The 23674-nt window shown below is 69.7% G+C and carries 19 protein-coding genes; 11 read left to right on the plus strand and 8 right to left on the minus strand.

What is annotated here, in order from left to right:
* The first annotated feature begins 216 nt into the window (after positions 1–216).
* The 4 genes from ACX1D1_RS01795 (at position 217) to ACX1D1_RS01810 (ending at position 5842) form a co-directional block, all read left to right on the plus strand.
* A complete protein-coding gene (locus tag ACX1D1_RS01795; protein WP_459055671.1) occupies positions 217–741 on the plus strand; it encodes a hypothetical protein in 525 nt (174 codons plus the stop codon).
* Entirely contained in the window at positions 738–2981 is a 2244-nt protein-coding gene (locus ACX1D1_RS01800; protein WP_459055672.1) for an MMPL family transporter, read from the plus strand. Before ACX1D1_RS01795 ends, ACX1D1_RS01800 begins: the two co-directional genes overlap by 4 nt.
* Positions 2974–3723, plus strand: a complete 750-nt coding sequence (locus tag ACX1D1_RS01805) for an LmeA family phospholipid-binding protein (protein WP_459055673.1) — start codon at positions 2974–2976, stop codon at positions 3721–3723. The genes ACX1D1_RS01800 and ACX1D1_RS01805 overlap by 8 nt, the downstream gene beginning before the upstream one ends.
* Positions 3724–3796: 73 nt before the next feature.
* The gene (locus ACX1D1_RS01810) at positions 3797–5842 is read left to right on the plus strand and encodes an SEC-C domain-containing protein (protein WP_459055674.1); all 2046 of its coding nucleotides are present in this window, start codon (positions 3797–3799) and stop codon (positions 5840–5842) included.
* A gap of 23 nt (positions 5843–5865) precedes the next feature.
* On the opposite strand, the gene ACX1D1_RS01815 is transcribed toward ACX1D1_RS01810, so the two are convergent.
* Entirely contained in the window at positions 5866–7206 is a 1341-nt protein-coding gene (locus tag ACX1D1_RS01815; protein WP_459055675.1) for a protein kinase domain-containing protein, read from the minus strand.
* A 218-nt stretch (positions 7207–7424) separates the two neighbouring features.
* On the opposite strand from ACX1D1_RS01815, the gene ACX1D1_RS01820 reads away from it, so the two are divergent.
* The 4 genes from ACX1D1_RS01820 (at position 7425) to ACX1D1_RS01835 (ending at position 11246) form a co-directional block, all read left to right on the plus strand.
* Entirely contained in the window at positions 7425–8207 is a 783-nt protein-coding gene (locus tag ACX1D1_RS01820; RefSeq protein WP_459055676.1) for a Type 1 glutamine amidotransferase-like domain-containing protein, read from the plus strand.
* 208 nt (positions 8208–8415) lie between these two features.
* Complete coding sequence (locus tag ACX1D1_RS01825) at positions 8416–9858, plus strand: ferredoxin reductase family protein (protein WP_459055677.1); 1443 nt, start codon at positions 8416–8418, stop codon at positions 9856–9858.
* A gap of 39 nt (positions 9859–9897) precedes the next feature.
* Positions 9898–10419, plus strand: a complete 522-nt coding sequence (locus ACX1D1_RS01830) for an FMN-binding protein (RefSeq protein WP_459055678.1) — start codon at positions 9898–9900, stop codon at positions 10417–10419.
* Entirely contained in the window at positions 10416–11246 is an 831-nt protein-coding gene (locus ACX1D1_RS01835; protein ID WP_459055679.1) for an FAD:protein FMN transferase, read from the plus strand. The genes ACX1D1_RS01830 and ACX1D1_RS01835 overlap by 4 nt, the downstream gene beginning before the upstream one ends.
* Before the next feature lie 28 nt (positions 11247–11274).
* On the opposite strand, the gene ACX1D1_RS01840 is transcribed toward ACX1D1_RS01835, so the two are convergent.
* From ACX1D1_RS01840 to ACX1D1_RS01870, 7 genes are all read right to left on the minus strand, one after another.
* Positions 11275–11673: a VOC family protein gene (locus tag ACX1D1_RS01840; protein ID WP_182781054.1), complete on the minus strand. Its 399-nt coding sequence runs from the start codon at positions 11671–11673 to the stop codon at positions 11275–11277.
* A 38-nt stretch (positions 11674–11711) separates the two neighbouring features.
* Complete coding sequence (locus ACX1D1_RS01845) at positions 11712–12557, minus strand: HAD-IIB family hydrolase (RefSeq protein ID WP_459055680.1); 846 nt, start codon at positions 12555–12557, stop codon at positions 11712–11714.
* Positions 12558–12692: 135 nt separating this feature from the next.
* Entirely contained in the window at positions 12693–14180 is a 1488-nt protein-coding gene (locus tag ACX1D1_RS01850) for an HNH endonuclease signature motif containing protein (RefSeq protein ID WP_459055681.1), read from the minus strand.
* A 207-nt stretch (positions 14181–14387) separates the two neighbouring features.
* Entirely contained in the window at positions 14388–15659 is a 1272-nt protein-coding gene (locus ACX1D1_RS01855) for an anaerobic glycerol-3-phosphate dehydrogenase subunit C (RefSeq protein WP_182800628.1), read from the minus strand.
* Entirely contained in the window at positions 15656–16900 is a 1245-nt protein-coding gene (gene glpB, locus ACX1D1_RS01860; RefSeq protein ID WP_182781049.1) for a glycerol-3-phosphate dehydrogenase subunit GlpB, read from the minus strand. Before glpB ends, ACX1D1_RS01855 begins: the two co-directional genes overlap by 4 nt.
* A complete protein-coding gene (gene glpA / locus ACX1D1_RS01865; protein ID WP_182800626.1) occupies positions 16897–18474 on the minus strand; it encodes an anaerobic glycerol-3-phosphate dehydrogenase subunit GlpA in 1578 nt (525 codons plus the stop codon). The genes glpB and glpA overlap by 4 nt, the downstream gene beginning before the upstream one ends.
* Before the next feature lie 375 nt (positions 18475–18849).
* Entirely contained in the window at positions 18850–19863 is a 1014-nt protein-coding gene (locus ACX1D1_RS01870; protein ID WP_459055682.1) for a LacI family DNA-binding transcriptional regulator, read from the minus strand.
* A gap of 215 nt (positions 19864–20078) precedes the next feature.
* On the opposite strand from ACX1D1_RS01870, the gene ACX1D1_RS01875 reads away from it, so the two are divergent.
* From ACX1D1_RS01875 to ACX1D1_RS01885, 3 genes are read left to right on the plus strand one after another with little or no spacing between them, the layout of a single operon-like run.
* Positions 20079–21545: a sugar ABC transporter ATP-binding protein gene (locus tag ACX1D1_RS01875; RefSeq protein WP_459055683.1), complete on the plus strand. Its 1467-nt coding sequence runs from the start codon at positions 20079–20081 to the stop codon at positions 21543–21545.
* Positions 21545–22576, plus strand: a complete 1032-nt coding sequence (locus ACX1D1_RS01880; protein WP_459055684.1) for an ABC transporter permease — start codon at positions 21545–21547, stop codon at positions 22574–22576. The genes ACX1D1_RS01875 and ACX1D1_RS01880 overlap by 1 nt, the downstream gene beginning before the upstream one ends.
* Positions 22576–23643 carry an ABC transporter permease gene (locus ACX1D1_RS01885; protein ID WP_459055685.1) on the plus strand — a complete coding sequence of 356 codons (1068 nt, stop codon included), beginning with the start codon at positions 22576–22578 and terminating at the stop codon, positions 23641–23643. The genes ACX1D1_RS01880 and ACX1D1_RS01885 overlap by 1 nt, the downstream gene beginning before the upstream one ends.
* Positions 23644–23674 lie beyond the last annotated feature (31 nt).

The raw sequence follows: 23674 nt of genomic DNA on the forward strand, positions 1-23674 counted from the left end.
CAGCGCCTAGGCGACCGTTGACGCCTCCGCGTGCCTGAGCTTGACGAGCGCCGAATAGCACCTCCTCGACGACGACCGCGGCCCTCACTGCCGTGTCGCGTCCGGGTCACGTGCTGATCCTGACCGCAAACGCGGTGCGACTCGCGTTTGAGAATTGCCATCGCAGTATCGCTAGGCCCATCGGGCCAGGTGACGGCCTCACCACGAGGAGGATCGATGACAGGTGACGATCGCGGGAGCGCCTCGCGCCGGGGTGGCAGTTCACTCAGCGGCGGGGTGATGCTTTTCATCGGCCTTCTTGCCGGGATTGCGCTGGCCGCGGCTGCTGGCGTCTTCCTGCTGGGCATCGGGTGGGCAACCCCGATCAAGGCGCAGTCGGTCATCAGCGCCAGCCCGTCGCCGTCGCCGTCGCCGACGGCGGACAGCTCGAGCACGGAGCCGGGTGAGGTGTCCGACGCGTGCGTGCGGGCGGCGGAGTACAGCCTGGTGGTCGACGAGGCCATCGACGACCTCGCCAGGGGTGTGGAGGCGCAGGACGCGCGCGCACTGCAGGAGACCCTGGACCGTCTTCAAGACGCTCGCGAGACGGCCGACGGGGCGTCCGAGGAGTGCCTTGCCCAGGCCGGGAGGACCCCACAGGCCGAAGAGTCCGCCTCTCCGAAGCCCAGCCTCAGCCCCACCGTCAGCGCCGACCCCAGCGTCAACTCGAGCGCCAACCCCAGCCCCAGCCCCACGTCATGACCGCAGCACCTGGGCCGGTCGAGGTGGAGCCGCGCCGCGGCTTCATGGCGACACTCTGGTACGGCTATGCCCAAGTAGTGGTCGCGCTGCGCTGGGTCATCGTCCTCGGATGGGTGGCGGCGGCCATCGCGGCGACGTTGTTTCTGCCGCCAATGCAGAGCACTGCCAATGACATCGAAGCGCTCGGGGCCGACGACGCCAGTTTCGCGGCGGAGCAGCGGTCGATGGAGCTGTTCGGAATCCCCCTCCTGAGTCGAGCGGCGATCGTGCAGCGCAACCCTGAGGGCCTGCCTCCATTGGTCCAGGCCGAAGCCGTCATGCGTGGCATCGCAGTCAACCAGGGGAAGCACGACACGGAACTCCTCGGCGCAATCCCGGTGCCCAACGCCGAGGGCGCGTTCCCCGGCGCCGGTGAGCAGAACACCACCGTCGTCACCTTCGTCTTCGCGGACCCCGCGCTGGACTTCTTCGAGCAGACCCAGGTTGTCGAGGACTTCGCCGCCGACCAGCTCACGGACGCTTCCGACGGGTATGTGGGCGTCACAGGCTCTATCCCTGCGCGCGCCGCCCAGGGCAAGGTCCTGAACTCCTACGTCCACATCGTCGAGGCGGTGACCGTCCTCGCGGTGCTGACGATCGTGGCGCTTACGTTCGGTTCCTTGGCGGCGCCGGCCCTGACGCTGATCTCTGTGGGGGCGGCCGTGTTCGTCACGCTCGGCGTCTCCGGATGGGCCGCCACCGTCATGGACGTGTCGATCCCGGCCGATCTGAGGCCACTGATCGTCGCACTCCTCCTCGGCATCGTCACCGACTACTGCATCTTCTACCTGTCCGGGGTACGCAGCCGGCTCCGGGAAGGCCACGAACGCCTCGAGGCAGCCCGCCTGGCCACCGCGTCCGTCACGCCGATCGTCACCGTCGCCGGCGTCACGGTCGCGGCGGGAACAGCCTCGCTGCTGGTCGCCGAGTCCCCACTCTTCAGCGGGTTCGGGCCCGCCCTCTCGCTCACCGTCCTCACCGGACTCGTGGTAGCCGTCACCCTCGTGCCCGCCTTGCTGGCCATCCTCGGCCGCGCCGCGTTCTGGCCGCGAACCCTCATCGCCGAACCCGCGACCGTGCGCGCACGTCCTTCCCTCCTCACCCGGGCGGTCGCGCACCGCGGCTCCGCCTTCGTCCTCGTGCTGCTGTGCGTGGCCGGCCTGGGTGCCGCCGCCTACCAGGCGCGCAACCTTGACCTCGGCCTCGGATTCGTCCAATCCCTGCCGGATTCGACGAGCGCGCAGCGAGCAGCCGATGCGGCCAGCCAGGGCTTTGCTCCCGGCATCATCTCTCCGACAGAGATCGTGCTCGAGGGACCGGGAGTGGGGGAGAAGACCGACGAAGTCGCCGAGTTGGGCGAGGCCCTCGAGTCCCAGCCGGGAGTGGCCGGCGTGATCGGCCCCGGCGACCTCCGCGCCGCTGACGACGTCGGCGCCTTCACCACTGAGTCGGGCGACGCCGTCCGCTTCCTCATGGTCCTCGACAGCACGCCACTCGAGGCGACGGCGATCGACACGCTCAGGCAGGTTGAAGCAGCGCTTCCGCGGCTCGCCGCCGACGCGAACCTCGGCCAGGTCACCACCCACGTCGGCGGTGACACCGCGCTCGCCTCGGGCATCATCGCGGACACCACCAACGACCTCCTCCGCATCGGGCTCGTCGCGCTTGCCGTGAACCTGCTTCTGCTGGTCATCTTCCTGCGTGCGCTGATCGCCCCCCTGTACCTCCTCGCGTCGAGCGTCCTCGCGCTCGGGGCGGCGCTGGGTCTGTCGGTGCTGTTCTTCCAGGACTTCCTCGGGCACGACGACCTCACGTTCTACGTCCCGTTCGCGGGCTCGGTGCTCCTGCTGTCCCTCGGGTCCGACTACAACATCTTCGCCGTCGGCCACGTCTGGCAGGAGGCCCGTCACCGGTCGATGAAGGACGCCCTCCTCGTCGCCACCCCGGAGTCGACCCGAGCGATCACCTCCGCAGGCCTGGCGCTGGCCGCCAGCTTCGGGCTCCTCGCACTGGTTCCGCTGGGACCGTTCCGCGAACTGGGCTTCCTGCTGGGGGTCGGTATCCTGATCGACGTATTCATCGTCCGAGCGCTGCTCGTGCCGTCGCTGATCACGCTGGTGGGTCCGCTGAGCAGTTGGCCGTCCGGCATCCTGCAGCGCGAGCGGCGCACCCGCGTCAGGAAAGCACGTGCGAATGGCTGATCAGTACCCAGTCCAGCCGGACGGCAACCACGCCTCCACGTCATCGTCGCGTCGACGCCTGCGTGGGCGAGTGCTCGACTGGGCCATCGGGGCCGTTGCGATGCTCGGCCTTGTGTTCCTCGCGCTGCTGCTGTTCTGGCTGTCGATCACGCGGCCGGTGGGCAGCACCGATGCCCCGACGCCCGCCGCGTCGACAACGGCACCCATCGTGGAACCCACCCCGCCTCCGGATCTCGCCGAGAACGAGGTCTGGCTCGGCGACATCTCGCTCGAGGCCGGCTCCGTCGTCGCCGCGGCAACGCCGCTGGTCGACGTCGTCGGCACCGGCACCGACGTCACGTCGGGGCCTGACGGTCTCGTTGCCCGCCACCTCGATCTGACGGCCACGGTCCCGTTCGACGTCGTGGCCGCGGAGCTGGGCCCGAACGCAACACTGAGCTCCGCCGGTGGGGGTGAGGTGCGCGTCGACACGCGGGTGGAGGCGCTGGGACGGAGCCTCCCCGTCGGGGCCACCGGCACCGTCGAGGCCGTAGGCGGCGAACTGGTGATCGTGCCGACTTCCATCGACATCGGGGGGCCTCAGTTCATCTCGGATCTGCTGGGGGGCGCGGTGCGGGAGTTGGTCACGATCGAGCACCGTATCGAAGGGCTGCCCGACGGGGTCGTCCTGCGAAGCGTGAAGGTGGTCGACGGCGGCTTCCGCGCCAACCTCACCGGAGACAACGTCCGCCTCGTCCAGTGAGGTCCGGGCAGGTGTGAGTTGCTCCTCCACCGACGAAGGGCACGGATGTCCGGCCCCGGATAGTGTGGCTGTCATGCCGATTTCTTCTCCAGAAGAGCTTCTCGCCGCCACGCGCGACCTCCTGATCGCCCACGGGCCCATGGACGAGGACGAGTTGCGGGAGCAACTTCTCGCGCTTGGCCTCACTGTGGACGACGAGGGGGACTGGTTCGAGGAGTTCCTCGTCGAGACCGATCCCCCGATCATGCCCGTCGCCGACCAACGGTGGGTGTGGCTGCCTGCGCTGCTTGAGGGGCGAACCTTCACCCATCGGCTCAGCGAGGCTGAGGTGGAGCACGACCTGCTCGCCACGCCGGGGGACCTGGCGCCGCTGGAGGTACTGATCGGCGACCCGCCGTACGACCGCTTCACCGACGGCGCGGACGCCGCCGTCGTGTATCCGTCCGACCCTGAGCTCCTGGACAGGGCCATCGATGCGGAGGTCGCGTCGGGGGCGATACTGCTCGAACGCGGGCGGCTTGCTGGGCTAGGGCTCGGCGTTGGTGACATCGTCGGAGTGAGGGTCGAGCAGGACGGCCTTGAGCTGCTGGCGGTGGGGGAGGCCTCGGGGATGAGCACCGGCCAGGCGTTGGCGGCCCTGGTGGGGGAGTCCCCGGATCGGCCGCATCTGATCGAGAACTCGGTGTGGGCGGTGTGTGCGGCCGACAACGACCTGCTGCGTCGGCCGGAGCTCCCGTTGGGTGAACAGCTCGAATCCTGCGGGGTGGCGCGCCGTGGCTCCCTGATCGCGACCGAGGGTTACGACTTCGACGCCGGGGAGGCCGAAGAGATTCTGCGCCGCATCCAGGAGGAGCATGACCTCGACGAATCGGAGGCGGTCGCCGTCGTGCAGCTGCTGCAGATCGTGGTCGGAATGACCCACGATCTCGACTCGGCCATGGAGACAGAGGAAGAAGCCCGGGAGTCGGAAGTCTCGGAGGCTCTGGCCAGGTGGGTCGGTCCCGCGGAGGGGGCCGGCGAGTCCGCGGGCCCTGGGCTCGAAGGCTTCGGGGCCCTGGGGATCGCGGGCGAGGGTGTCGAGGCGGCGGTGTCGCTGCTGCGGGACCCCGCCGTCGCGGTGGCCTTCCTCGACGAGGCTCTGGGCGTATTCGACGGGGAGCCCGTCGTCGTCGCTGCGCTGACGAGTGCGTGGGAGCCCGACGCTCCCCGGCCTGCGCGGGTCGCGTTGAGGTGGATGCGGGGGGTGGCCGTCGAGGAGATGGGGAACGTGCTTGGTGCCGAGGAGCTGTACCAACAGGCCGAGGCGCTCGATCCCTCGTGGCCCCCGGCGCTGCTGTCGCTGGCCGTGTGCGCCAGCGACCGAGGCGACGCGGCCCGTGGCATGTCCCTGCTCCGCCGCGCCGGCGCCGAGGACGACCCGCTCTACGGCTACCTGCAGCAGTTCCTGCCGGGGCAGGGACGGAGCCTGCCGCGGAACGCTCCGTGCTGGTGCGGCTCGGGGAAGAAGTTCAAGCAGTGCCATCTTCGGCAAGCGCAGCTCCCGCTCACCGAGCGCTGGAACTGGCTCTATCAGAAGGCGGTCGGCTACCTCATCGAGAAGGACACGCCGTTCATCCTCGAGCTCGCCGAGGCACGTGCCGAGCACTGGGACGGGACCGACGGGTTCGACCGGGCGCTGGAGGAGGGCCTGATCCTCGACGTCGCCCTGTGGGAGGGAGGCGTCTTCGCTGAGTACCTGAACCGTAGGGGCGCTCTGCTGCCCCCCGACGAGTTGCAACTGGCGCAGGAGTGGCTGCTGACCAGGCGGTCGGTGTACGAGGTGGCCTCGGCGATCCCCGGCAGCTCCATCACGCTTCGCGATGTCCGGACCGGTGAGGTCGAGGAGGTCACGGAGCTGGACTGGAGCCGACGGGTCGAGGCAGGGGAGTACTACTGCACCCGCGTGGCCCCGACGGTGGTCGGCTTGAGTGTCTTCGGTGGTCTGGACCCTGTCGCGGCGTCAGAGCTGGAACCCGTGATGGCACTGCTCGACGAGGAGGAGCCGGACACGGCGGAACTCGTCGAGTTCCTGTCGCGTCGCTTCGCCCCGAAGACGGATCCCACCGCCGCGACACTCTGATCCGCCCACCCCACGCGCCGCCTCTAGTTCTTCCCGGCCTGGGTTGGCCTCTCCTTCGCTTTGGCGTCGTCAGCGCTGCTCGGCTTCTTCTCGTCGGACTTGCCGCGCGCCGGCTTGTCGTCGTCGGCGGCGACGGGGGGTGCGGTGTCCCGGACGACGGTGGCGCGTGTAGAAGCCGGAGCCGGCGTCGTCGAGGTGGTCGCCGACGTGTCGGGCGTGGACGAGGGAGTCGACGAGGGCGATGGCAGCGGCGAGGGGCTGGCAGCCGCGGCGGGGGAGTTGGCCACGGAGGTCCCCGGATCCCCGTCGGGATCCGCGCCCTGGGTCAGGGCCATCGCCGCCAAGAGCGCGCTGGAGACAAGGACGCCAGCCGCCACCCATGGGGCTCGAGCCCTGCCCCGCCCCGGCCGGGGGTCTGATGCACGCGCACGGCGCGGCTCCGCACGGGTGAATCCTGCGGTGGGCATCACGGCGGTTGAACCGGCCATCCGAGCGGTCGTCGCTGCGGAGGTGTAGGCGAGCCCGGCCGTAGCGCCGGGCAGCGACATCTCGATGTTCTTCAGCCGGCCCGCGACCTCCGCCGCCGACGCCGGACGATCGTCCGGATCCTTGGCCAGCAGCTCGGCGATCAAGGCCTCCAGGGCCGCGCTCGCACCGGGGCGTCGCGTGCGGAGAAGTGGCGGATCAACCCTCACATGCTGGTGGAGCGCCCCGATCGGGTGCTCGCTCTCGAACGGGGGCCGCCCCGTCGCGAGAGTCATGAGGACGCAGCCAAGCGCGTAGAGGTCGCTCCGCTCGTCGGCCGGCGATCCGGCCGCCTGCTCGGGGGAGAGGTACAGGGCGCTCCCGACGATGGTGTTGGTCGCGGTGAGGGCGGAGGCGGCGGCCTGGGACAAGCGGGCCACCCCGAAGTCGACAACCTTCAGTGTTCCGGACGCGCTCAGCATCAGGTTGCCCGGCTTGATGTCGCGATGCACGATGCCCGCGCGGTGGGCGGCCTCCAGGCCGGCCGCCACCTGCGCACCGAGAGCGGCTACCTCCTCGTCCGGAAGCGGGCCGCGGGAGGCGACCAGCTGGGCGAGCGTCGGCCCCGGGAGGAGCTCCATCACGATGTAGGTCCATCTGTGATGGGTGCCGATGTCGAGGACCAACACCGTGTTCGGGTGCTGGAGTGCGGCCATGGCCACCGCCTCACGACGGAAGCGCTCCAGCGCCGAGGGGTCGGATTCTCCCGCGGACAGCAGCTTCACCGCAACCTCGCGGTCGAGGACGGCGTCGTGGGCCTGCCACACCTCGCCCATTCCGCCGGAGGCGATCAGGCGCGAGAGGCGGTACCGCTCTCCCAGTACAGCGTCAGCGTGCATGCCGTCGGATCTGGCGCTCGGCGTAGTGCTTGTCGCGCATCGTCGCGTAGAACTGACCGCCGAGCTTGTTGTCTGCCATTGCCTCGCCCTCCACTAGATCTTGACCGCTGACGTTCTTTACCTACCCACTCACCGGCGAGTCGAAACATCTGTCCTGGGGCTCCGCTGAGCCGCGTCGCCACCGGCGACCCCCGGCAGGCGGTGTCAGGATGATGACCATGAGTAACGACGACACCACCCAACCGACGATCAAGCGCCCCGGCACCGTTCACCTCGTGGGCGGAGGGCGCGACGAGGGCGCCGTCGTCGCGCTCATTCAACGCTTCGTCACGGAGGCGTCCGACTGGGGCGGCGCTCCGGACCGTGCCACCATCCATGCGCTTCTCGTGCTCGAGGCGGATGACGACGAGGGCGTCGAGCGGTTCAGCCGGTTGCTGACGCTCGCCGGAGCGAGGGTCGCGGTGCGGGCGATCGTCGAGGGAGAGGTGTTCCCGCCGTCCGCCGTCGACGGTGCGGACGGCCTCTTCGTCGGTGGGGGACTCACCCCGGCCTACCTCGCCGCCTTCGCCGAGATCGGGGCCCTGGTGCGGCGGCGGGTCCAGGAGGGGATGCCGTATCTCGGATTCTCAGCGGGCGCGGCGATCGCCGCCCAGCGCGCGGTGATCGGCGGCTACCTGATCGACGGGGTGGCGGTCTGCGACGAGGACGCAGGCGAGGAGCTGGAGGAGGTCACGGTGGTCGACGGCGTCGGGCTGGTCCCCTTCGCCGTCGACGTGCACGCGGCGCAGTGGGGGACGGTGTCGCGGCTGGTGGCGGCCGTCGGCGCCGGCCTTGTCGACTCCGGAATCGCGATCGACGAGCACACCGTCGTCAGGTGGAGCGGGGCGGGCGATCCCGCTTCCTCGGTCGAGGGACGGGGAGCGGCCTGGCAGGTCACCCGAGGCGGGGAGCCGTCTCGCGGCACCGTCGTGGTGACCCGCTCTGTTGCCCACGGTATGTGACCTTGTCAGCGAGCCTTTTTGGGGGGTTGTCCGGGACGACGGGTTACCTCGTGCAGCTGAGTGGCAGATCTGGTTTCGACTACGGCACCAGATCCACCCCCTAGGCGACGGGGGCACGGGTTCATGGCTGACTCACAGGTTCGTGAGGCCGGTGTGACAGGAGCGCGCACCAGGGTAGGGGACAGCGACATCTAGCAGAGGACGCCCCATGACCACGCTCCTGGACCGGACACACGCCCGCCCGACCACCCGCCCGGCCCAGTCCACCCCGTCGTCGGCGTCCCGACGAGGAACCCGGGCACTGGTGCCGGGGTGGTGGCGCGACGCCGTCGGGATGGCCACCTGGGCCAGCATGCTTGTGGTCGTGGCCCTGTGGGTCTCCGGCGGTGGCGTGCAGGACCTGACCGGCTGGGCCTCGGGCCTTACCAGCCTCGGCCGGCTGACCGCGCTGGTGTCGTCTGACCTGCTGCTCATCCAGGTGCTGCTGATGGCCCGCATCCCGGTGGTGGAGCGCGTGTACGGGCAGGACGAACTCGTCCGACGGCACCGCCTGGTTGGGTTCTGGTCCTTCTGGCTGATGGCGGCCCACATCGTCCTCATCACCGTCGGATACGCGGCCTCGGACAACCTCAACCCCTTCGTCCAGTTCTGGGAGCTGGTGGTGGACTACCCCGGCATGCTGCTGGCGACGGCGGGCACCGTCGCGCTCGTCATGGTGGTGGTGACCAGCATCCGCAAGGCCCGCGGCAGGCTGCGCTACGAGTCCTGGCATCTGCTCCACCTCTACGCCTATCTCGGCGTCGGCCTCGCGCTCCCGCATCAGCTGTGGACCGGTCAGGACTTCGTGAGCAGCCCCGTCGCGACGGTGTACTGGTGGACGCTATGGGCTGCGGCGGCCGGCGCCATCCTCGTGTTCAGGATCGGCCTGCCCGTCTACCGCAGCGCCGTCCACGGCCTCCGGGTCGAGCGCGTCGTGCGGGAATCGGCCGACGTCGTGTCGGTCACCATGCACGGCCGGCACCTCGACCGCCTTGACCCGCTGCCCGGCCAGTTCTTCAACTGGCGGTTCCTCACCGGGGCCGGGTGGACGCGGGCGCATCCCTACTCACTCTCGGCGGCGCCGGACGGACTGAGTCTGCGCATCACGGTCAAGGATCTCGGCGACGGCAGCCGCGAGCTCGCCGACGTGAAGCCCGGCACCCGCGTCCTCATCGAGGGCCCCTACGGCCGCCTCCATCCCGGCGTACGAACGCGGCGGAAGGTCACCCTGATGGCCTCAGGCATCGGGATCAGCCCGATGCGCGCCCTCCTTGAGGGCCTTCCGCAGGAGCCCGGCGAGGTCACCCTCCTCTACCGCGCAAGAGGCGACGAGGACCTTGCGCTGCGAGCGGACATCGAGCAGATCGGGCGCGCCAGGGGCGCCCGGGTGGTCTACATCCTCGGCCGGCGCGCGCCCGGCCGCGACACCTGGCTCCCCGAGTCCGCCGCCCACCTCACCGACGCTGAGGCCCTCCGGCAGCTGATCCCCGACATCGCCGACCACGACGTCTTCCTCTGCGGCGCCACGGCCTGGATGGCGGCCGCCGCGGCGGCTGCCCGCGAATGCGGGGTGCCTGACAGGCACATCCACAGCGAACGCTTCAGCTGGTGACCCCAGCTCAGACCCCAGCACTGACAAGGAGAAACACCGATGCGCACGATCATCGCCGCCCTCATGGGCACCATCAGCGGCCTGGTGCTGCTGTTCAGCTACCACACCAGCACCGGCACTCAGGCGGCTACGGTCGCGGCGACCTCCACCGAGGACGGCCAATCCGCGACCACCACGCCCAACGCGGGGGAGAGTGAGGCCGGTTCGTCGAGTTCCGTCGCCGACGAGTCCAGCACCGAGTCCAGCACTGACGACGGCACCAGCACCTCGACGACCGGGTCAGTCTCGGGCACCTTCACCGGCGCCGCCGTCGAGACCCGCTACGGCGCGGTGCAGGTGGAGATCACCGTCGAGGACGGCGTCATCACATCGTCGGAGGCCATCCAGTACCCCAACCGCGACCGTCACGATCAGCAGATCAACGCCTACGCCGTGCCGGTGCTCAACTCCGAAGCGGTCGACGCCCAGAGCGCGGACATCGACTCGGTCTCCGGGGCGACGTTCACCAGCGTCGGCTACGCGCAGTCACTCCAGTCGGCCATCGACGAGGCGTTCCAGTGATCAGCGCGCCGGTGGCCGAGCACGCGGAGACCGGCCCCACGGTGGACGCGGGGAGACTGCCGCGCCGCGCCTTCGTCGCCCAGATCATGGGGCTCCCGATGAGCATCCACGTGCGGGGCCCCCGCGCGTGCGACCCCGCCGTCGAGCAGGCCGTCCAGCAGGCGTTCGACGAGCTGCGGGCCGACGACGAGATGTTCAGCACGTGGAAGCCGAACAGCGCCGTCAGCCGGATCCGGGACGGCCGGGACTCGCTCCGGGACGCGCATCCTCGCATCCGTCGGGTCGCGGCGCTGTGCGAGATCGCGGGTCAGCGGACCGGGGGCGCGTTCTCGGCGTGGCTGCCCGACGGTGGCCGCTCCGTCCGCTTCGACCCCACCGGCCTCGTCAAGGGGTGGGCGGTTGAGCAGGCCTTCTCGGGCCTTCTGGCTCGCCTGGCCGAGCTCGGCGAGCACGACGCCCTCGTCAACGCAGGTGGAGACATCGCACTGCACTGCGAGCGCACCGATACGCCTGACTGGGTGGTCGCGGTCGAGGACCCCCGCGACAGGAGCCGGGTGCTCCAGCGGCTCGAGATGCGCACGGGCGCTGTCGCGACGTCCGGGACGGCCGCCCGCGGTCAGCACATCACCGACCCGGCCACGGGTGCCGCGGCGATCGGGCTGCTGTCGGCCACCGTCGTCGGCCCCGAGCTCACGTGGGCCGATGTCTACGCCACCGCAGCCTTCGTGCTCGGCCACACTGGCCTCGGCTTGCTCGCCACCCGACGGGGTCACGCGGGCATCCTCATCGATCACGACGGGAGCGTCACCACCGTCCGGGGGCTCTAGCAGCGGCCTGAACCGGCCCGGGTTGGGCTCACGCCTGGTCGACGCGCACGAGGTTCCCGGAAGGGTCGCGGAAGGCGCAGTCGCGGACCCCCCACGGCTGGTCCGCGACCTCGGAGACGATCTCGGCGCCGGCCTCCGTGGCCTTGGCGAAGACGGCGTCGACGTCGGAGGAGCTGAAGTGCGCCGCGTTCATGCCGCCCTTCGCGACGAGGGCCCGGATCACCTCGATGTCCTCAGGTGAGCCGTCCACGTAGTTCGACAGCACGATCCCCACGTCGGGCTGCGTCGGCGAACCGACGGTGATCCAGCGGAACTCACCCTGGGGTACGTCCATGCGCACCTCGAGGCCGAGCACGTCGCGGTAGAAGGCGAGGGCGGCATCCGGGTCGTTGACGGTGATGAATGAGGTCGAGAGCTTGATGTCCATGCCCGCAACGCTAGACCGGCCGCGCGACCGCTGGCGCCTCAGAACAGCCCGAGGTCCGCGAAGAGCGTAGCCAGACCGTTATCCCTGGGGCCAGCAGCCACGCGGTCTGCTACCGCCAGGACGCGGGGATGGGCGCCTTCGATGGCGACGCCGACGCCGGCCTCGTCGATCATCTCGAGGTCGTTGAGCCCGTCACCGACTGCGACGACTGTCGCGGGGTCCACGCCCAGCGACGATACGACCAGGCGCATCCCGACGGCCTTGTGCACACCCACCAGGTAGAGCTCGCCGGCCGCGGAGCCCAGGTCCGGGATGGAGCTCGGAAGCGCAGCCACCTCGGGACCGATCAGCTCGGCCAACTCCGGGATAAGGGTGGGGGACTCGACGCAGGAGACCTTCCCGAACGAGGCGTCGGAGAGGTCATCGGTCATCCGCAGGTTGTCGAGGAGGTCGAAGGGCCGCGATTGCGCGGGGTCTTCTGAGCGAAGATGAGGCTCCAGGTGACGGGCCACGCGCACGTCGACACCAGGCGGGCCCCACAACCCCTCCGTCGCCTCCAGCAGGAACGCCACGTCGTGCTCGAGGAGAACCTCGACGGTGCGGGCGGCCACCGCGGGCGGGAACCGGACGTCGGCGAGCACCTGTCCGTCCACCTCGACGTAGGCGCCGGCCCCGCCGACGAACCCGTCGAACCCCGCCTCCAGCATCCGGGGCGGCACCATCGACTTCGGCCGACCGGTGCACAGGAACACCAGGTGGCCGGCCTCGCGCGCCCTGCGCACCGCCGTCGCATGAGCTGGGGGAACCTCGCCGTGGTCGGCGTAGGTGCCGTCGATGTCGAGGAACACGGCGCGGCGGCCGGGTGAGCCCGATGTAGGAGCCATGGGGCTGACTGTACCGGCGAAGGCGGAAGGTCGGCTCACCGTCGTGACTTGATCGACCGCGTTGCGGGTCAGCGGCTGAGCCGACGCGGAGCCCGATCCAAGTCCAAACCACCCTCCCGCACGCGGTTCATGCACTCAGGCCGCGTCAGTGCCCCAGGCAGTGGCGCTGCGGATGAGCTCGTCGAGGGCCGGTCCGTGGTGGTCGGGCAGGCTGCACGTGTCCGGGTCCGGCGGCTCCAGATCCCAGTCGGGCGGATCCGGGGGGTCATGGACCCACTCTTGACGGTCGGGCTCCAGTGGGCATAGTGCTCCCCCGACCTGCGGTGCCAGTTGTTGAAGGCGGTGGCGCTGATGCTGCCGTGGTCGGCGGGCGGGGTCGATGTGCCGCGGTGGGGTGAACCACGGCAGGCCGGTCACTTGGTCGATGTGCACCTGCCACTGGGATTCTGCGGACTGCAGCGGATCGGGTTCGACAAGGCGATGGTGGTGGGGGCAGAGCAGAACGCCGTTGGCCAGGCAGGTGTCCCCGCCGGCCCACCAGGGAATGATGTGATGCGCCTGACACGGCGCCGGTGGGGTGGTGCAGCCGGGGAACACGCACCCTTGATCCCGCTGCACGATCGCCGCGCGCAGGGCGGGGGTGAACAGGCGATGGGTCCGGCCGACGTCCAGCGGCCGGGAGGTGGTGCCCAGCACCATGGGGATCAGGTCCGCGTCGCACGCCAGGCGCCGTGCCTCGCTGGCCGACAGCCCGTCGACCACGCCGCCGCCGAGCAGTGTCACATCGCCGAGGCCGGTGACCAGGGTGTCGTAGTCCAGGGTGATGTGGACGTGGGGGCGGTCCACCCCGTGCGAGGGCAGCGTGCCGTGACCCGCGGCATGCTGAGTCAGGAGCACCAGGGCATCGGCGCGTCGGGCGCCACGGCTCGGCGCCTCCCCGGTGTCCGTGTACTTCGACGCCGGAGGCATCAACGCATCCAGTTGAGCTGACAACAGGGCGGCGTCGGCGACAGGGAGCTGGCCCGTGATCCGCATCGACCCGTGATAATCCGGCGCCAGATGCAGGAACCGGTCCCGATGCGCGGTGCGCTCCTCCCGCGCCAGACGCGTCGCGTCGTCGGCGTCGGCGCGGTCCGGGTCGATCACTTCCGTCAGGCGCGACGCCAGGATCCGCAACTCGCTGGGGCCGAGGGTGTCGACGTGGGCCAGGATCAACTCCTGACACTCCACCAACTCGCCGCGGGTCAGGCGGGAGGGGAGTTTCTTCAACCCGGCCACGATCGCCTCGGCCTGCGGCAGAGAGACCACACCCTGACTCAACGCGGCGGCGATCAACCCGAACCGGTCCCCCAAATCCGTGGCGAGACGCAATGCGGCGGTGGCCTGCGAAGGCGTGGTGCGCACCGACTGCCGCACCCCCTCCACCACCCGGTCCGCCGCGGACAGCCTGGCCTCGTGGAGCAGGTGCAGCCTGAGCCCAGCGAGTTGGGCTTCGAACTCACCGATCGAGTCCACCAGAGCCGCCAGACGCTCCACCGCCACCGCGTCCGAACCGAGCGCGGCGGCGGCGTCCCACAGGGCGGCGAGGTACCGCTGTCCCAGGTCCACCACCGTCTCGCTCATGTGAATCATTCTGGCAACGACCACCGACAAAAACGGGCCCAGAAAGCCCGCCATGCAAGAAATTCTTGAACCAATTTCTGGGCCTTCTCCGCGCAGCTCGACCACGCGCGGAGGCATCGCTCGCAGAGGTCAACAGCCCTTGTCAGAGCGAGGTCGCGTCGGCTTCAGGTTGAGGAGTGGGGCAGGGATCCAAACCGGGCGCAAGGGTCAGCGGGTGACCACCCCGCCCAACCCGTAGGCGCGGTGCACCAGCACGATCGGGTGGACCGTCTCGACGCCGCTCGACTTCTCGATCTGCCACCGGCACGTTTCCGTGTCGCACGCGGCGAGGCCGTCGTTGTTGGCCTGAACCATGTCGAACAGCGGCTGGCCGACTGCCTGCGCGATCTCGTACTTCTCCTTCTTCAGCCCGTACGTGCCGGCGATCCCGCAGCAGGTGACGTTGCTGTCGATGACCTCGAGCCCGGGGATGAGACGCAGCAGATCCGACGCCGGGGTGCCGATGCCCTGGCTCTTCAGCTGGCACGGCGCGTGGTACGGCAGGCGCATGTTGACCGGGTGGAAGTCCGTCGGCAGCTCGCCCGCCTCGTAGAGCTCCATGAGGAACTCGGAGATCTCCCGGATTCGCGTGCCGACGTCCAACAGTTCGGGGTCGTGGATGCCAAGGATCTGGTGCGCCTCGTGCTTGAGCATGCCGGTGCAGCTGCCCGCGGTGCTGATGATCGTCAGGTCTGTGCCAGGGGTGCGAAGCTGGTCGACGAGCCGCCGGACCGACGCGCTGGCAGCCTCGAACAGGCCGTTGCTCTGCTCGGCCAGGCCGCAGCAGCCCTGCTGGGGCACGATCACTTCGTAGCCCAGGTGCTCCAGCACCTCGATGGCCTTCTTGGCCGCGTCCACCTCGAAGTAGCCGCCGGCGCAGCCGTGGAAGTAGACCAGGGCGCCGCGGGTGGCGGGCTTGGTCCGTGCGGGCCGCTTCTTCAGCCACTTGTGCAGCGATTCGCCTCGGGCGGTGGGCATGGGGGCGTCGCGGTGGACGCCCACCACCTTCTCCATGGCGTAGCGCGCAGCCTTGTTGCCCAGCACCGCGTTGGCAATGGGCGCGATGGGGGTCATGGCCTTGCCCATCAGCACCGTCTGCGTGATCATCTTGTCGCGCACCGGCACGCCGTCCTCGGCCTTCATCACGGCGCGTGCCAGGGAGTTGAGTTCGGCCACGTTGACGCCCTGCGGGCACACCACGCTGCAGGTGCCGCAGCTGGAGCAGTAGTCGACGGAGTGGTCCACTGACTCGTCGTCACGGAACCGCTCGGCCTGGGGACCGACGAACTTCGGCCCAGAGAACAGCGGCGTGACCGCGGAGACCGGGCACGAGGTCTCGCAGATGGTGCACTTGACGCACATGTCCAGGCTCATCCGCTGCAGCTCGTTGTTGAGCCGCTCCCGCAGGGCCTTGGCCCGCTCGTCGCGCTTCTCGCTCATCGTGCACCTCCGGTGATGTGATCGGCGGCCCGGACGGCCGTGGCGACGGCGATCCCGTCGCCTGACTTGTCGCGCCAGCGCTCGGCGCCGGCGATGATGCCGCCCGCGACGAACAGGTTGGGGTGGACGGCGGTGCCGGCGGCGTCGACCGGTCTGCCGGCGTCGTCGGTGCGGACTCCCACTTCGAACAGGGCCTGCGGGCCCCAGTAGACCGAGGGGATCAGCGGGGTCGCGTCCGTTGCCGTCAGCGGGAGCCCGAACACGGGCTCGGTGATCGCGCCGAACGAGTCGACGTCGAGTGCGCCGCTCTCGAAGCCGCCCGGTGCGAACACGAACGAGGCGGCCTTCAGGTGGCGGGGCCCGCCGGCCGCGGCCAGCGTGACCGAGGCCACGCCGTCGCCGCCAGGGGTGAAGCCGACGATGCGGCTGCCCTGCACGAATCGCACGCCCGCGGCGCGCACCATCGCCAGCAGCGCGTCATAGAGCCGCAGGCCCGGCACCGACGGCGGGGGCAGGGGGATCTCGCAGATGTCGCGGCCGAGCTGGTCAGCGACCTGCCGCCACACGTCGCGGCGCTTGATGCCGAGCACGGCGGGCAGCGCGACCACGTCGGCCTTCCCCGCGACAGCCGCGACCGCCGTCGCGAACGCGGCGGCGAAGGACTGATCGTCCATCGCTCGGGCGTAGGTGAGCGGGGTGGGGTCCGCCTCACCCTTCCGCGCGGGGAGGTTGATCCAGGCTGAGTGCGCGCTCAGGGCGCCGCCGTCGGGGGCCTTCGAGCGGGCGAGGTTGCCGGCGATGAGGTCCGCCGGGAAGTCCTTGAGCTGCCGCACGCCGACGACGGCGTAACTCTTACCGCCCACCGCGTCCCCCGCGACCATCGACGGCTGGGCCAGCGCCGTCGGGCGCACGGCGCCGACCGCCGTCGGCAGGTGATAGTTGCGCGCCGGATCGCCCACGAGCAGGTTCGGGCCGAGCTCCTCGGCGAGCCAGGACACGCCCGCGGCCACGGCGTCGGCGCCGATCGAGGCATACGGGTGCTCACTGGAGACGGCCGCCACCGCATCCAGCGGTGCGGTGACCCGCTCCGGTGTGTAGCCGAGGATGTCGACGGTGCCCTGGGACAGCTGGAGCCCGCCGGGCCCCTTCGTGGTCAGGGTGACCGACTTCCCGGCGCGGGCAAGCCGCAGCGCGGCGGTGAGGCCGGCAAGTCCGGCCCCGATGACGACGACGTCGCTCATCGCACGATCTCCTCTTCAGGCTGGGGCAGGTGCTCGACGTCGAGCGTGCCGGCAAAGATCCAATGGTCCAGGGCGGTCTGGCGCACCTGTTGGCCGTACAGGATGGGCCAGATGCCGATCCACCGGTGTTTGAGGAACAGGCGCAGCAGCCCGGAGGCGCGCTCCGCGTCGATCGCCTTCTCCGAGCAGGCCAGCCCGGCGGCGCGGGCGGCGCAGAACCCGCCCTGACAAGGACCCATGCCGAGACGCAGTTGGCGGCGCAGGTCGTCGAGGGTGGCGTCCGGCTGTTCCTTGAGGAGCCGCACGAACATGGAGCGGTTCATCAGCTCGCACTCGCAGATGATCTGGTCGTCCAGGCGGTCCTTCTCACGGTCCTCGAGGCGGTGAGTGACGGTGTAGAGCTTGCGGTCCTCGCTGCCGGGGATGACCTCGTCGGCTGTGGTGCAGGGCCGCTCCTCGCCGAGCTGCCGGTTCATGGCGTCGACGATGTGTTCGGCCATCAGCCGGTAGGTGGTCAGCTTGCCGCCGCCGATGGTGAGCATGCCGTTCAGGCCGTCGGTCTGGGAGTGGTCGATGACGGCCATGCCGCGGCTCATGTGGCGGGTGTCCTCCACGGAGACCCGCTTGTCCTTGATCAGCGGCCGCGACCCGGACCAGGCGTGCAGGGCGCGGGCCTTGCGGAAGCCGGGGATCATCGCCTCGCCGGCGTCCAGCATCTGCTGCACCTCGGCACGCGGGATGGGCAGGTGGTCGGGGTCCGTCTCGTGGATGTCGGTGGTGCCGATGATGGAGACGGTGTGCACGGGGACGAGGATGTCGCCGTCGGTGGGGTAGACGCAGCGGTTGATGACGGTGTTCACCAGGCGGTGGTTCATCGCGATCATGATGCCGCGGCCGGGGACGACCGCGACCGGCTCGGCGCCGGCCATCTCCGCGATCTGTCCCGCCCACGGCCCGGCGCAGTTGAGGACGAAGGTGCAGTTGATGCGGACGTCCTCGCCGCCCTTCTCGTCGCGGCAGATCACGGCCGCCACACGGTCGCCGTCGCGCTCGATCTTCGTCACCCGGTGGTAGGTGAGCACCTTCGCGCCGTGCGCCTCCGCCGAGCGGGCGGCGCCCCAGACGAGCTGCCAGCCGTCGACGGAGCCGTCGGCCACCTCGATGGCGCGCTGGATGTGGGGGTCGAGGCGGGGCTCGCGGCGGAGCGCCTCCTTGACCGAGATCTCGGTGGCTGGGACGCCCGTGGCTTTGGCCCCGGCCAGGAACTTGTCGGCGTAGGCCGGGTCGTCGCCGGCGAGGGTGACGAAGAAACCGCCCGTGTCCTCGACCGCGCTGGCCTGGATGCGGCGCAGGATCGCGTTCTCCTCGGCGCACTCGGTGGCCGATCCCGGGTCGCTGACCACGTACCGCCCGCCGGAGTGCAGCAGACCGTGGAACCGGCCGGTGGTGCCCTGGCCGAGGTCGACGCGTTCGACGAGCACCGCGCGGTATCCGCGCATGGCGGCGTCGCGGACGACGCCCAGCCCGGTCGAGCCGCCTCCGATGACGACGACGTCGGTGTCGAGACGCTTCATTGTGTCCCCTCCTTGGGCCCTTGCTGTGGTGTCTACCATCTTCCCCCGGGAGGGGCCCCGGCAAGGGGCATTGAGCCGCATTCGTGCAGCGGGAAGGTCGCGGGGCCAACCTATTGTGCACGCATCGATCATCTCCGAGGTGCTGCCCGGCGGTGCGGTTCGGGATGGACGCACCACGGGCCTCCCCACGCACTCAGCTCCGTAACGGTGCCCGACGGCGCGTCTCGGTCCGCCCGCCGGGGGCGCGGGTCTGCAACTTGCTATCCATAGAGCGGTTTGTGTGTATATGCGCAGAAGCCGCTCTATGGATAGCAAGTTGCAGCCTGGTCCTGGCGACGGCGAAGGTGTACGCGTCACAAAGGCGATCCCGGCGACTCAGGAGCGACGGCCGGTGGAGCGCCGCACGATCAATTCCGGCTGGAAGACCGTCTGCCGGGGGATCAGCTCCGGGTCCGCCGCCTCCTCGAGCAGGATCCGCAGCGCCGTCCTGCCGATCATCGCGCTCGGTTGCCGCATCGACGTCAGGGGCACCGCCGCCGCGGCCGCGAAGGTGATGTCGTCGAAGCCCACCAACGCGATCTCCTCCGGCACCCGCATCCGGCCGTCCTCCACCAGCGCCTGGAGGACGCCGAGCGCCACCAGGTCGTTGGCCGCGAAGACCGCGTCCGGCCTGTCCCTCGGCGGCCGCGACAGAATCCGCAGGCCCGCGGCCGCGCCCTCCGCGACACTCATCGCCGCCGTCGGGATCACCTCGATCTCGACGCCACCGGCGTTCTCCGCCGCGACCCTCGCGCCCGCGAGCCGGTCGGTCACCTCGTGCAGCTCGAAGGGGCCACCGACGAACGCGATCCTTCGTCGGCCCCCGGCGATGAGGTGTTCCACCGCCATCCGGCCGCCGGCGATGCTGTCTGCCGAGATGGAGCTGAACAGGTTCTGGCCCGAGAAGCGGCCGACGAGCACCGCGGGCATCCCTCGCCTCCGGAGTTTCTCCAGCCGGCTGAACACCTCCCCGAACGGCGCGATGAGCAGGCCGCGCACCTGGTGCTCCTCGAACAGGTCGATGTACATGCGTTCCCGTGCGGGGTCCTCGGCGGTGTCGCCGAAGAGGATCGCGATGCCGTGCTGGGTGGCCTCGTCGCCGGCCCCCCGGACCACGTCGTTGTAGAACGGGTTCTGCCCGTCCATGACGACGAAGCCGACGGTGCCGCTGATGCCCTGCCTGAGTTTCCGGGCTGCCTCGTTGCGGACGTAGCCCAGCTCGTCGATGGCCTGCTGGACGCGCAGGACCGCGTCCGCGGACACCACGTCGGGCCGGTTGAGCACGTTGGAGACGGTGCCGACCGACACCCCGGCGCGCCGCGCCACGTCCCGAATGCTCACGGCTGCCATGCCCCGGCGCCTCCCTCTCTAACGAATCCGCATCATTTGTCTCCGGTGACTTGACCTGGCGGATCGCTGAAACATACTGTAGCCATGAAACGACGTTGAATCGATTCAAAGGCGGCCCTCGGCGAGGAGGGCAACACACTCAAAGAGGAGAACCGCTAGTGACGGATACGGTACCCGAACCGGCGACGACGCCGGCTCTAGAGCTGTCGAGGGTAGTGAAATCCTTCGGCGCTGTCGTCGCGCTCCGCTCGGGCAGCCTGAGCCTGGAGAAGGGCTCCATCCACGCCCTCATCGGCGAGAACGGGGCCGGCAAGTCCACGCTCGTCAAGATCGTCGCCGGGCTCTACCGTCGCGACGCTGGGGAGTTCCGCCTCGAAGGGGAGCCGGTGGACTTCCACAGCACCGCCCAGTCCAAGGCAGCGGGCATCGCGGTGATCTACCAGGAGCCGACGCTGTTTCCGGACCTCTCGGTCACCGAGAACATCTTCATGGGGCGCCAGCCCGTCGGTCACTTCGGACGCATCGACCGCAAGGCCATGCGCGACGAGGCCACGCAGATCTTCGAGCGCCTCGGCGTCCGCATCGATCCCGACCGGCTCACCGAGGGCCTGTCCATCGCGGACCAGCAGATCATTGAGATCGCCAAGGCCATCTCCCTGGACGCCCGCGTGCTGATCATGGACGAGCCGACGGCGGCGCTCAGCGGGGTCGAGGTGGAACGGCTGTTCGCCGTCGCCCGAAGCCTCCGCGACGAGGGCCGCGCGCTCGTGTTCATCTCCCACCGCTTCGACGAGGTGTTCGAGCTCTGCGACACCGTCACGGTCATGCGCGACGGCTCCTACATCGACACCATGCCCATCGCGGACACCTCCGTCGACGAACTGGTGCACCTGATGGTGGGCCGCGACGTCACCGAGATGTTCCCCAAGCTGCCGGCCGACATCGGCGAGGACATCCTCGTCGTCAAGGGACTCACCCAGAAGGGCGTCTTCAACGACATCTCCTTCACCGTGCGCTCCGGCGAGATCGTCGGCCTAGCCGGGCTCGTCGGCGCAGGCCGCAGCGAGGTGGTCCGCGCCATCTTCGGCGTCGACCCCTACCAGTCCGGATCGGTCACCGTCAGCGGCCAGGCGCTGCCCAAGGGCAACCCGAAGGCCGCGATGGCGCAGGGCATCGCGCTCGTGCCGGAGGACCGCCGCAAGCAGGGACAGGTCCTGGACCAGTCCGTCGCCCTCAACCTCACGCTCGCCATCCGGCAGCGGCTGGCGAAGGGCGGCCTCATCTGGGGCGGGCTGGAGAACGCGAGCGCCAAGGTGTGGGCCAGCCGGCTCGAGGTCAAGACGGCGGCTCTGGACGCCGAGGCCGGCACCCTCTCCGGCGGCAACCAGCAGAAGGTCGTCCTGGCAAAGTGGCTGGCCACCACGCCACGGGTGCTGATCGTCGACGAGCCCACCCGCGGCATCGACGTCGGCACCAAGGCCGAGGTGCACCGGCTCATTTCACAACTCGCCCAGGAGGGGCTCGCAATCCTGATGATTTCTTCCGAACTACCAGAAGTGCTCGGCATGGCCGACCGCGTCCTGGTGATGCGCGCTGGGCGCATCACCGGCGAGTTCGACCGTGCCGACGCCACCCCCGAGGCCGTGATGTTCGCCGCGACGGCCGACGAGGAGGTCGCGTGATGACCGCGGCAACCGCAACGGTGCCCAGGCGATCGGTGCTGGACGTGGCCGGCCACATCCTCAAGGCCCGCGAGACCGGCATCGTCATCGCGCTGATCCTCATCGTGATCGCCGCGACCGCCGTCAACCCGAGCTTCATCTTCTCCTCCGACGGCTTCCGCGACCTCCTGCTCACCCCGTCGCTGCTCATGGTGGTGGCGATCGGCCAGGCCGTGGTGATCATCACCCGCAACGTGGACCTGTCCGTCGGCTCCGTCGTCGGCCTCACCGCCTACATGACCGGCCGCCTGTTCATCGACATCGAAGGCATCCACCCAGGGCTCGTCTTCCTCGCCGGCATCGCGCTCGGCGGGCTCCTCGGCCTGATCAACGGAGCGCTGGTGGCGTTCGCGAAGGTGCCGGCCCTGGTCATCACGCTTGGCACCATGTACATCTACCGCGGCATTAACGTGGCCTGGACCGGCAGTGACCGGATCAACGCCTCAGACATGCCCGCGTCCTTCCGCGATCTCGGTACCCAGATCGTGCTCGGGATCCCGCTGTTGACCATCCTGGCGGTCTTCGTGCTGGTGGTCACCGCCTGGTACCTGCGCAACCTGCGCAGCGGCCGGGAGCTCTACGCCATCGGCTCAGATCCCGACGCCGCCCACCTCTACGGCCTGCGCGTCACCCGGCGGATCCTCTCGGCGTTCATCCTGTCGGGAGCGCTCGCCGGCCTGGCCGGGGTGCTGTTCGCTGCCCGCTACGGCACCGTCAGCTCCAACGCCGGCACCGGCTGGGAGCTCCAGGCCATCGGTGCCGCCGTCATCGGTGGCGTCGCAATGTCCGGCGGCGTCGGCACGGTGTGGGGCGCTGCCTTCGGCGCCTACCTGCTGCTCACCATCAACCGGGCCCTGCCGATCATCGGCATCCAGGACTTCTGGCAGCGCGCAGTGGTGGGCATCCTCATCATCGGCGCCATCATCCTGGACCGCGTCCTCGCCGTCCGTCAGCATCGACGACTCGTCGCGGCGAGGGAAGGAGTGAAGTGATGAGCACCGCCACGGTCCTCACCGACAAGCCCGCGAGGGAGTACAAGTCCTACCAGCACCCGCTCTGGCGCCGGATCATCGCCACCCGCGAAACCGCGATCATCGCTCTGCTCGCCATCGTCGTCGTCGTGTCGACGCTGACGGTGCCCAACTTCGACAGCCCGCTCACTCTCACCTTCCTCATCCGCGAGATCGCGCCCATCCTGCTGATCGCCCTGCCGATGACGCTCATCATCGTCACCGAGGAGATCGACCTCTCGGTGGCCAGCATCCTCGGCCTGGCGAGCGTCGTCACCGGGCTCGGCGTGCAGGCGGGCTGGCCGCTGCCGGTTGCCGGGCTCGTGGCCATCCTCGTCGGGACGCTCGCGGGCGCCATCAACGGCGGGCTGATCACCTTCGTCGGGCTGCCGTCGCTGGCCGTGACCATCGGCACGCTCGCGCTGTTCCGTGGGATCGCGGTGGGCCTGCTCGGCACGACGGCGATCAGCGAGTTCCCCGACTACTGGACGGACCTGATCCGGGCGAACATCCCCGGCACATCGATGCCGGTGATCATCATCCCGTTCCTCGTGCTCGCGCTCATCTTCGCGGTGCTGCTGCACTTCACCCCCTTCGGCCGCTCCCTCTACACGATCGGCCTCAACAAGGAGGTGGCCGCCTTCTCCGGCATCGACGTGGTCCGCACCAAGTTCTGGCTGTTCGTCATGAGCGGGGCCGTCTCCGGCTTCGCCGGGGTGTACTTCACACTTCTCTACAACAACGCCCGAGGCGACAACGCCATCGGCATGGAGCTCCTGATCATCGCCTCAGTCCTCCTGGGCGGGGTGTCGATCTTCGGAGGTCGCGGGGCGCTGCACGGCGTGATCGCCGGCGTGTTCCTCATCGGGACGATGTCCAGCGCACTGCGCCTGGCGGGAGTCACGAGCGACATCATCAACGTCATCACCGGCATCGTCCTCATCCTGTCGGTGGTGTCTGCAAGCTTCCTCGGCTGGATCCGGACCAAGCGGGTCGCGGCCATCGGAAGAAAGAAGGGACAGGCGGGCGCCACCGGCGCCGCAGCCTGAAAAGAGACGAAAGACCACCGGTCCAACGACG

This window comes from Tessaracoccus luoxuelianae, from assembly GCF_054483915.1.

Excerpts from the sequence above, each read along its gene's own strand:
- ACX1D1_RS01795 (WP_459055671.1), top strand. The coding sequence starts at position 217 with ATGACAGGTGACGATCGCGGGAGCGCCTCGCGCCGGGGTGGCAGTTCA.
- ACX1D1_RS01800 (WP_459055672.1), top strand. The coding sequence starts at position 738 with ATGACCGCAGCACCTGGGCCGGTCGAGGTGGAGCCGCGCCGCGGCTTC.
- ACX1D1_RS01805 (WP_459055673.1), top strand. The coding sequence starts at position 2,974 with ATGGCTGATCAGTACCCAGTCCAGCCGGACGGCAACCACGCCTCCACG.
- ACX1D1_RS01810 (WP_459055674.1), top strand. The coding sequence starts at position 3,797 with ATGCCGATTTCTTCTCCAGAAGAGCTTCTCGCCGCCACGCGCGACCTC.
- ACX1D1_RS01815 (WP_459055675.1), bottom strand. The coding sequence starts at position 7,206 with ATGCACGCTGACGCTGTACTGGGAGAGCGGTACCGCCTCTCGCGCCTG.
- ACX1D1_RS01820 (WP_459055676.1), top strand. The coding sequence starts at position 7,425 with ATGAGTAACGACGACACCACCCAACCGACGATCAAGCGCCCCGGCACC.
- ACX1D1_RS01825 (WP_459055677.1), top strand. The coding sequence starts at position 8,416 with ATGACCACGCTCCTGGACCGGACACACGCCCGCCCGACCACCCGCCCG.
- ACX1D1_RS01830 (WP_459055678.1), top strand. The coding sequence starts at position 9,898 with ATGCGCACGATCATCGCCGCCCTCATGGGCACCATCAGCGGCCTGGTG.
- ACX1D1_RS01840 (WP_182781054.1), bottom strand. The coding sequence starts at position 11,673 with ATGGACATCAAGCTCTCGACCTCATTCATCACCGTCAACGACCCGGAT.
- ACX1D1_RS01845 (WP_459055680.1), bottom strand. The coding sequence starts at position 12,557 with ATGGCTCCTACATCGGGCTCACCCGGCCGCCGCGCCGTGTTCCTCGAC.
- ACX1D1_RS01850 (WP_459055681.1), bottom strand. The coding sequence starts at position 14,180 with ATGAGCGAGACGGTGGTGGACCTGGGACAGCGGTACCTCGCCGCCCTG.
- ACX1D1_RS01855 (WP_182800628.1), bottom strand. The coding sequence starts at position 15,659 with ATGAGCGAGAAGCGCGACGAGCGGGCCAAGGCCCTGCGGGAGCGGCTC.
- glpB (WP_182781049.1), bottom strand. The coding sequence starts at position 16,900 with ATGAGCGACGTCGTCGTCATCGGGGCCGGACTTGCCGGCCTCACCGCC.
- glpA (WP_182800626.1), bottom strand. The coding sequence starts at position 18,474 with ATGAAGCGTCTCGACACCGACGTCGTCGTCATCGGAGGCGGCTCGACC.
- ACX1D1_RS01870 (WP_459055682.1), bottom strand. The coding sequence starts at position 19,863 with ATGGCAGCCGTGAGCATTCGGGACGTGGCGCGGCGCGCCGGGGTGTCG.
- ACX1D1_RS01880 (WP_459055684.1), top strand. The coding sequence starts at position 21,545 with ATGACCGCGGCAACCGCAACGGTGCCCAGGCGATCGGTGCTGGACGTG.
- ACX1D1_RS01885 (WP_459055685.1), top strand. The coding sequence starts at position 22,576 with ATGAGCACCGCCACGGTCCTCACCGACAAGCCCGCGAGGGAGTACAAG.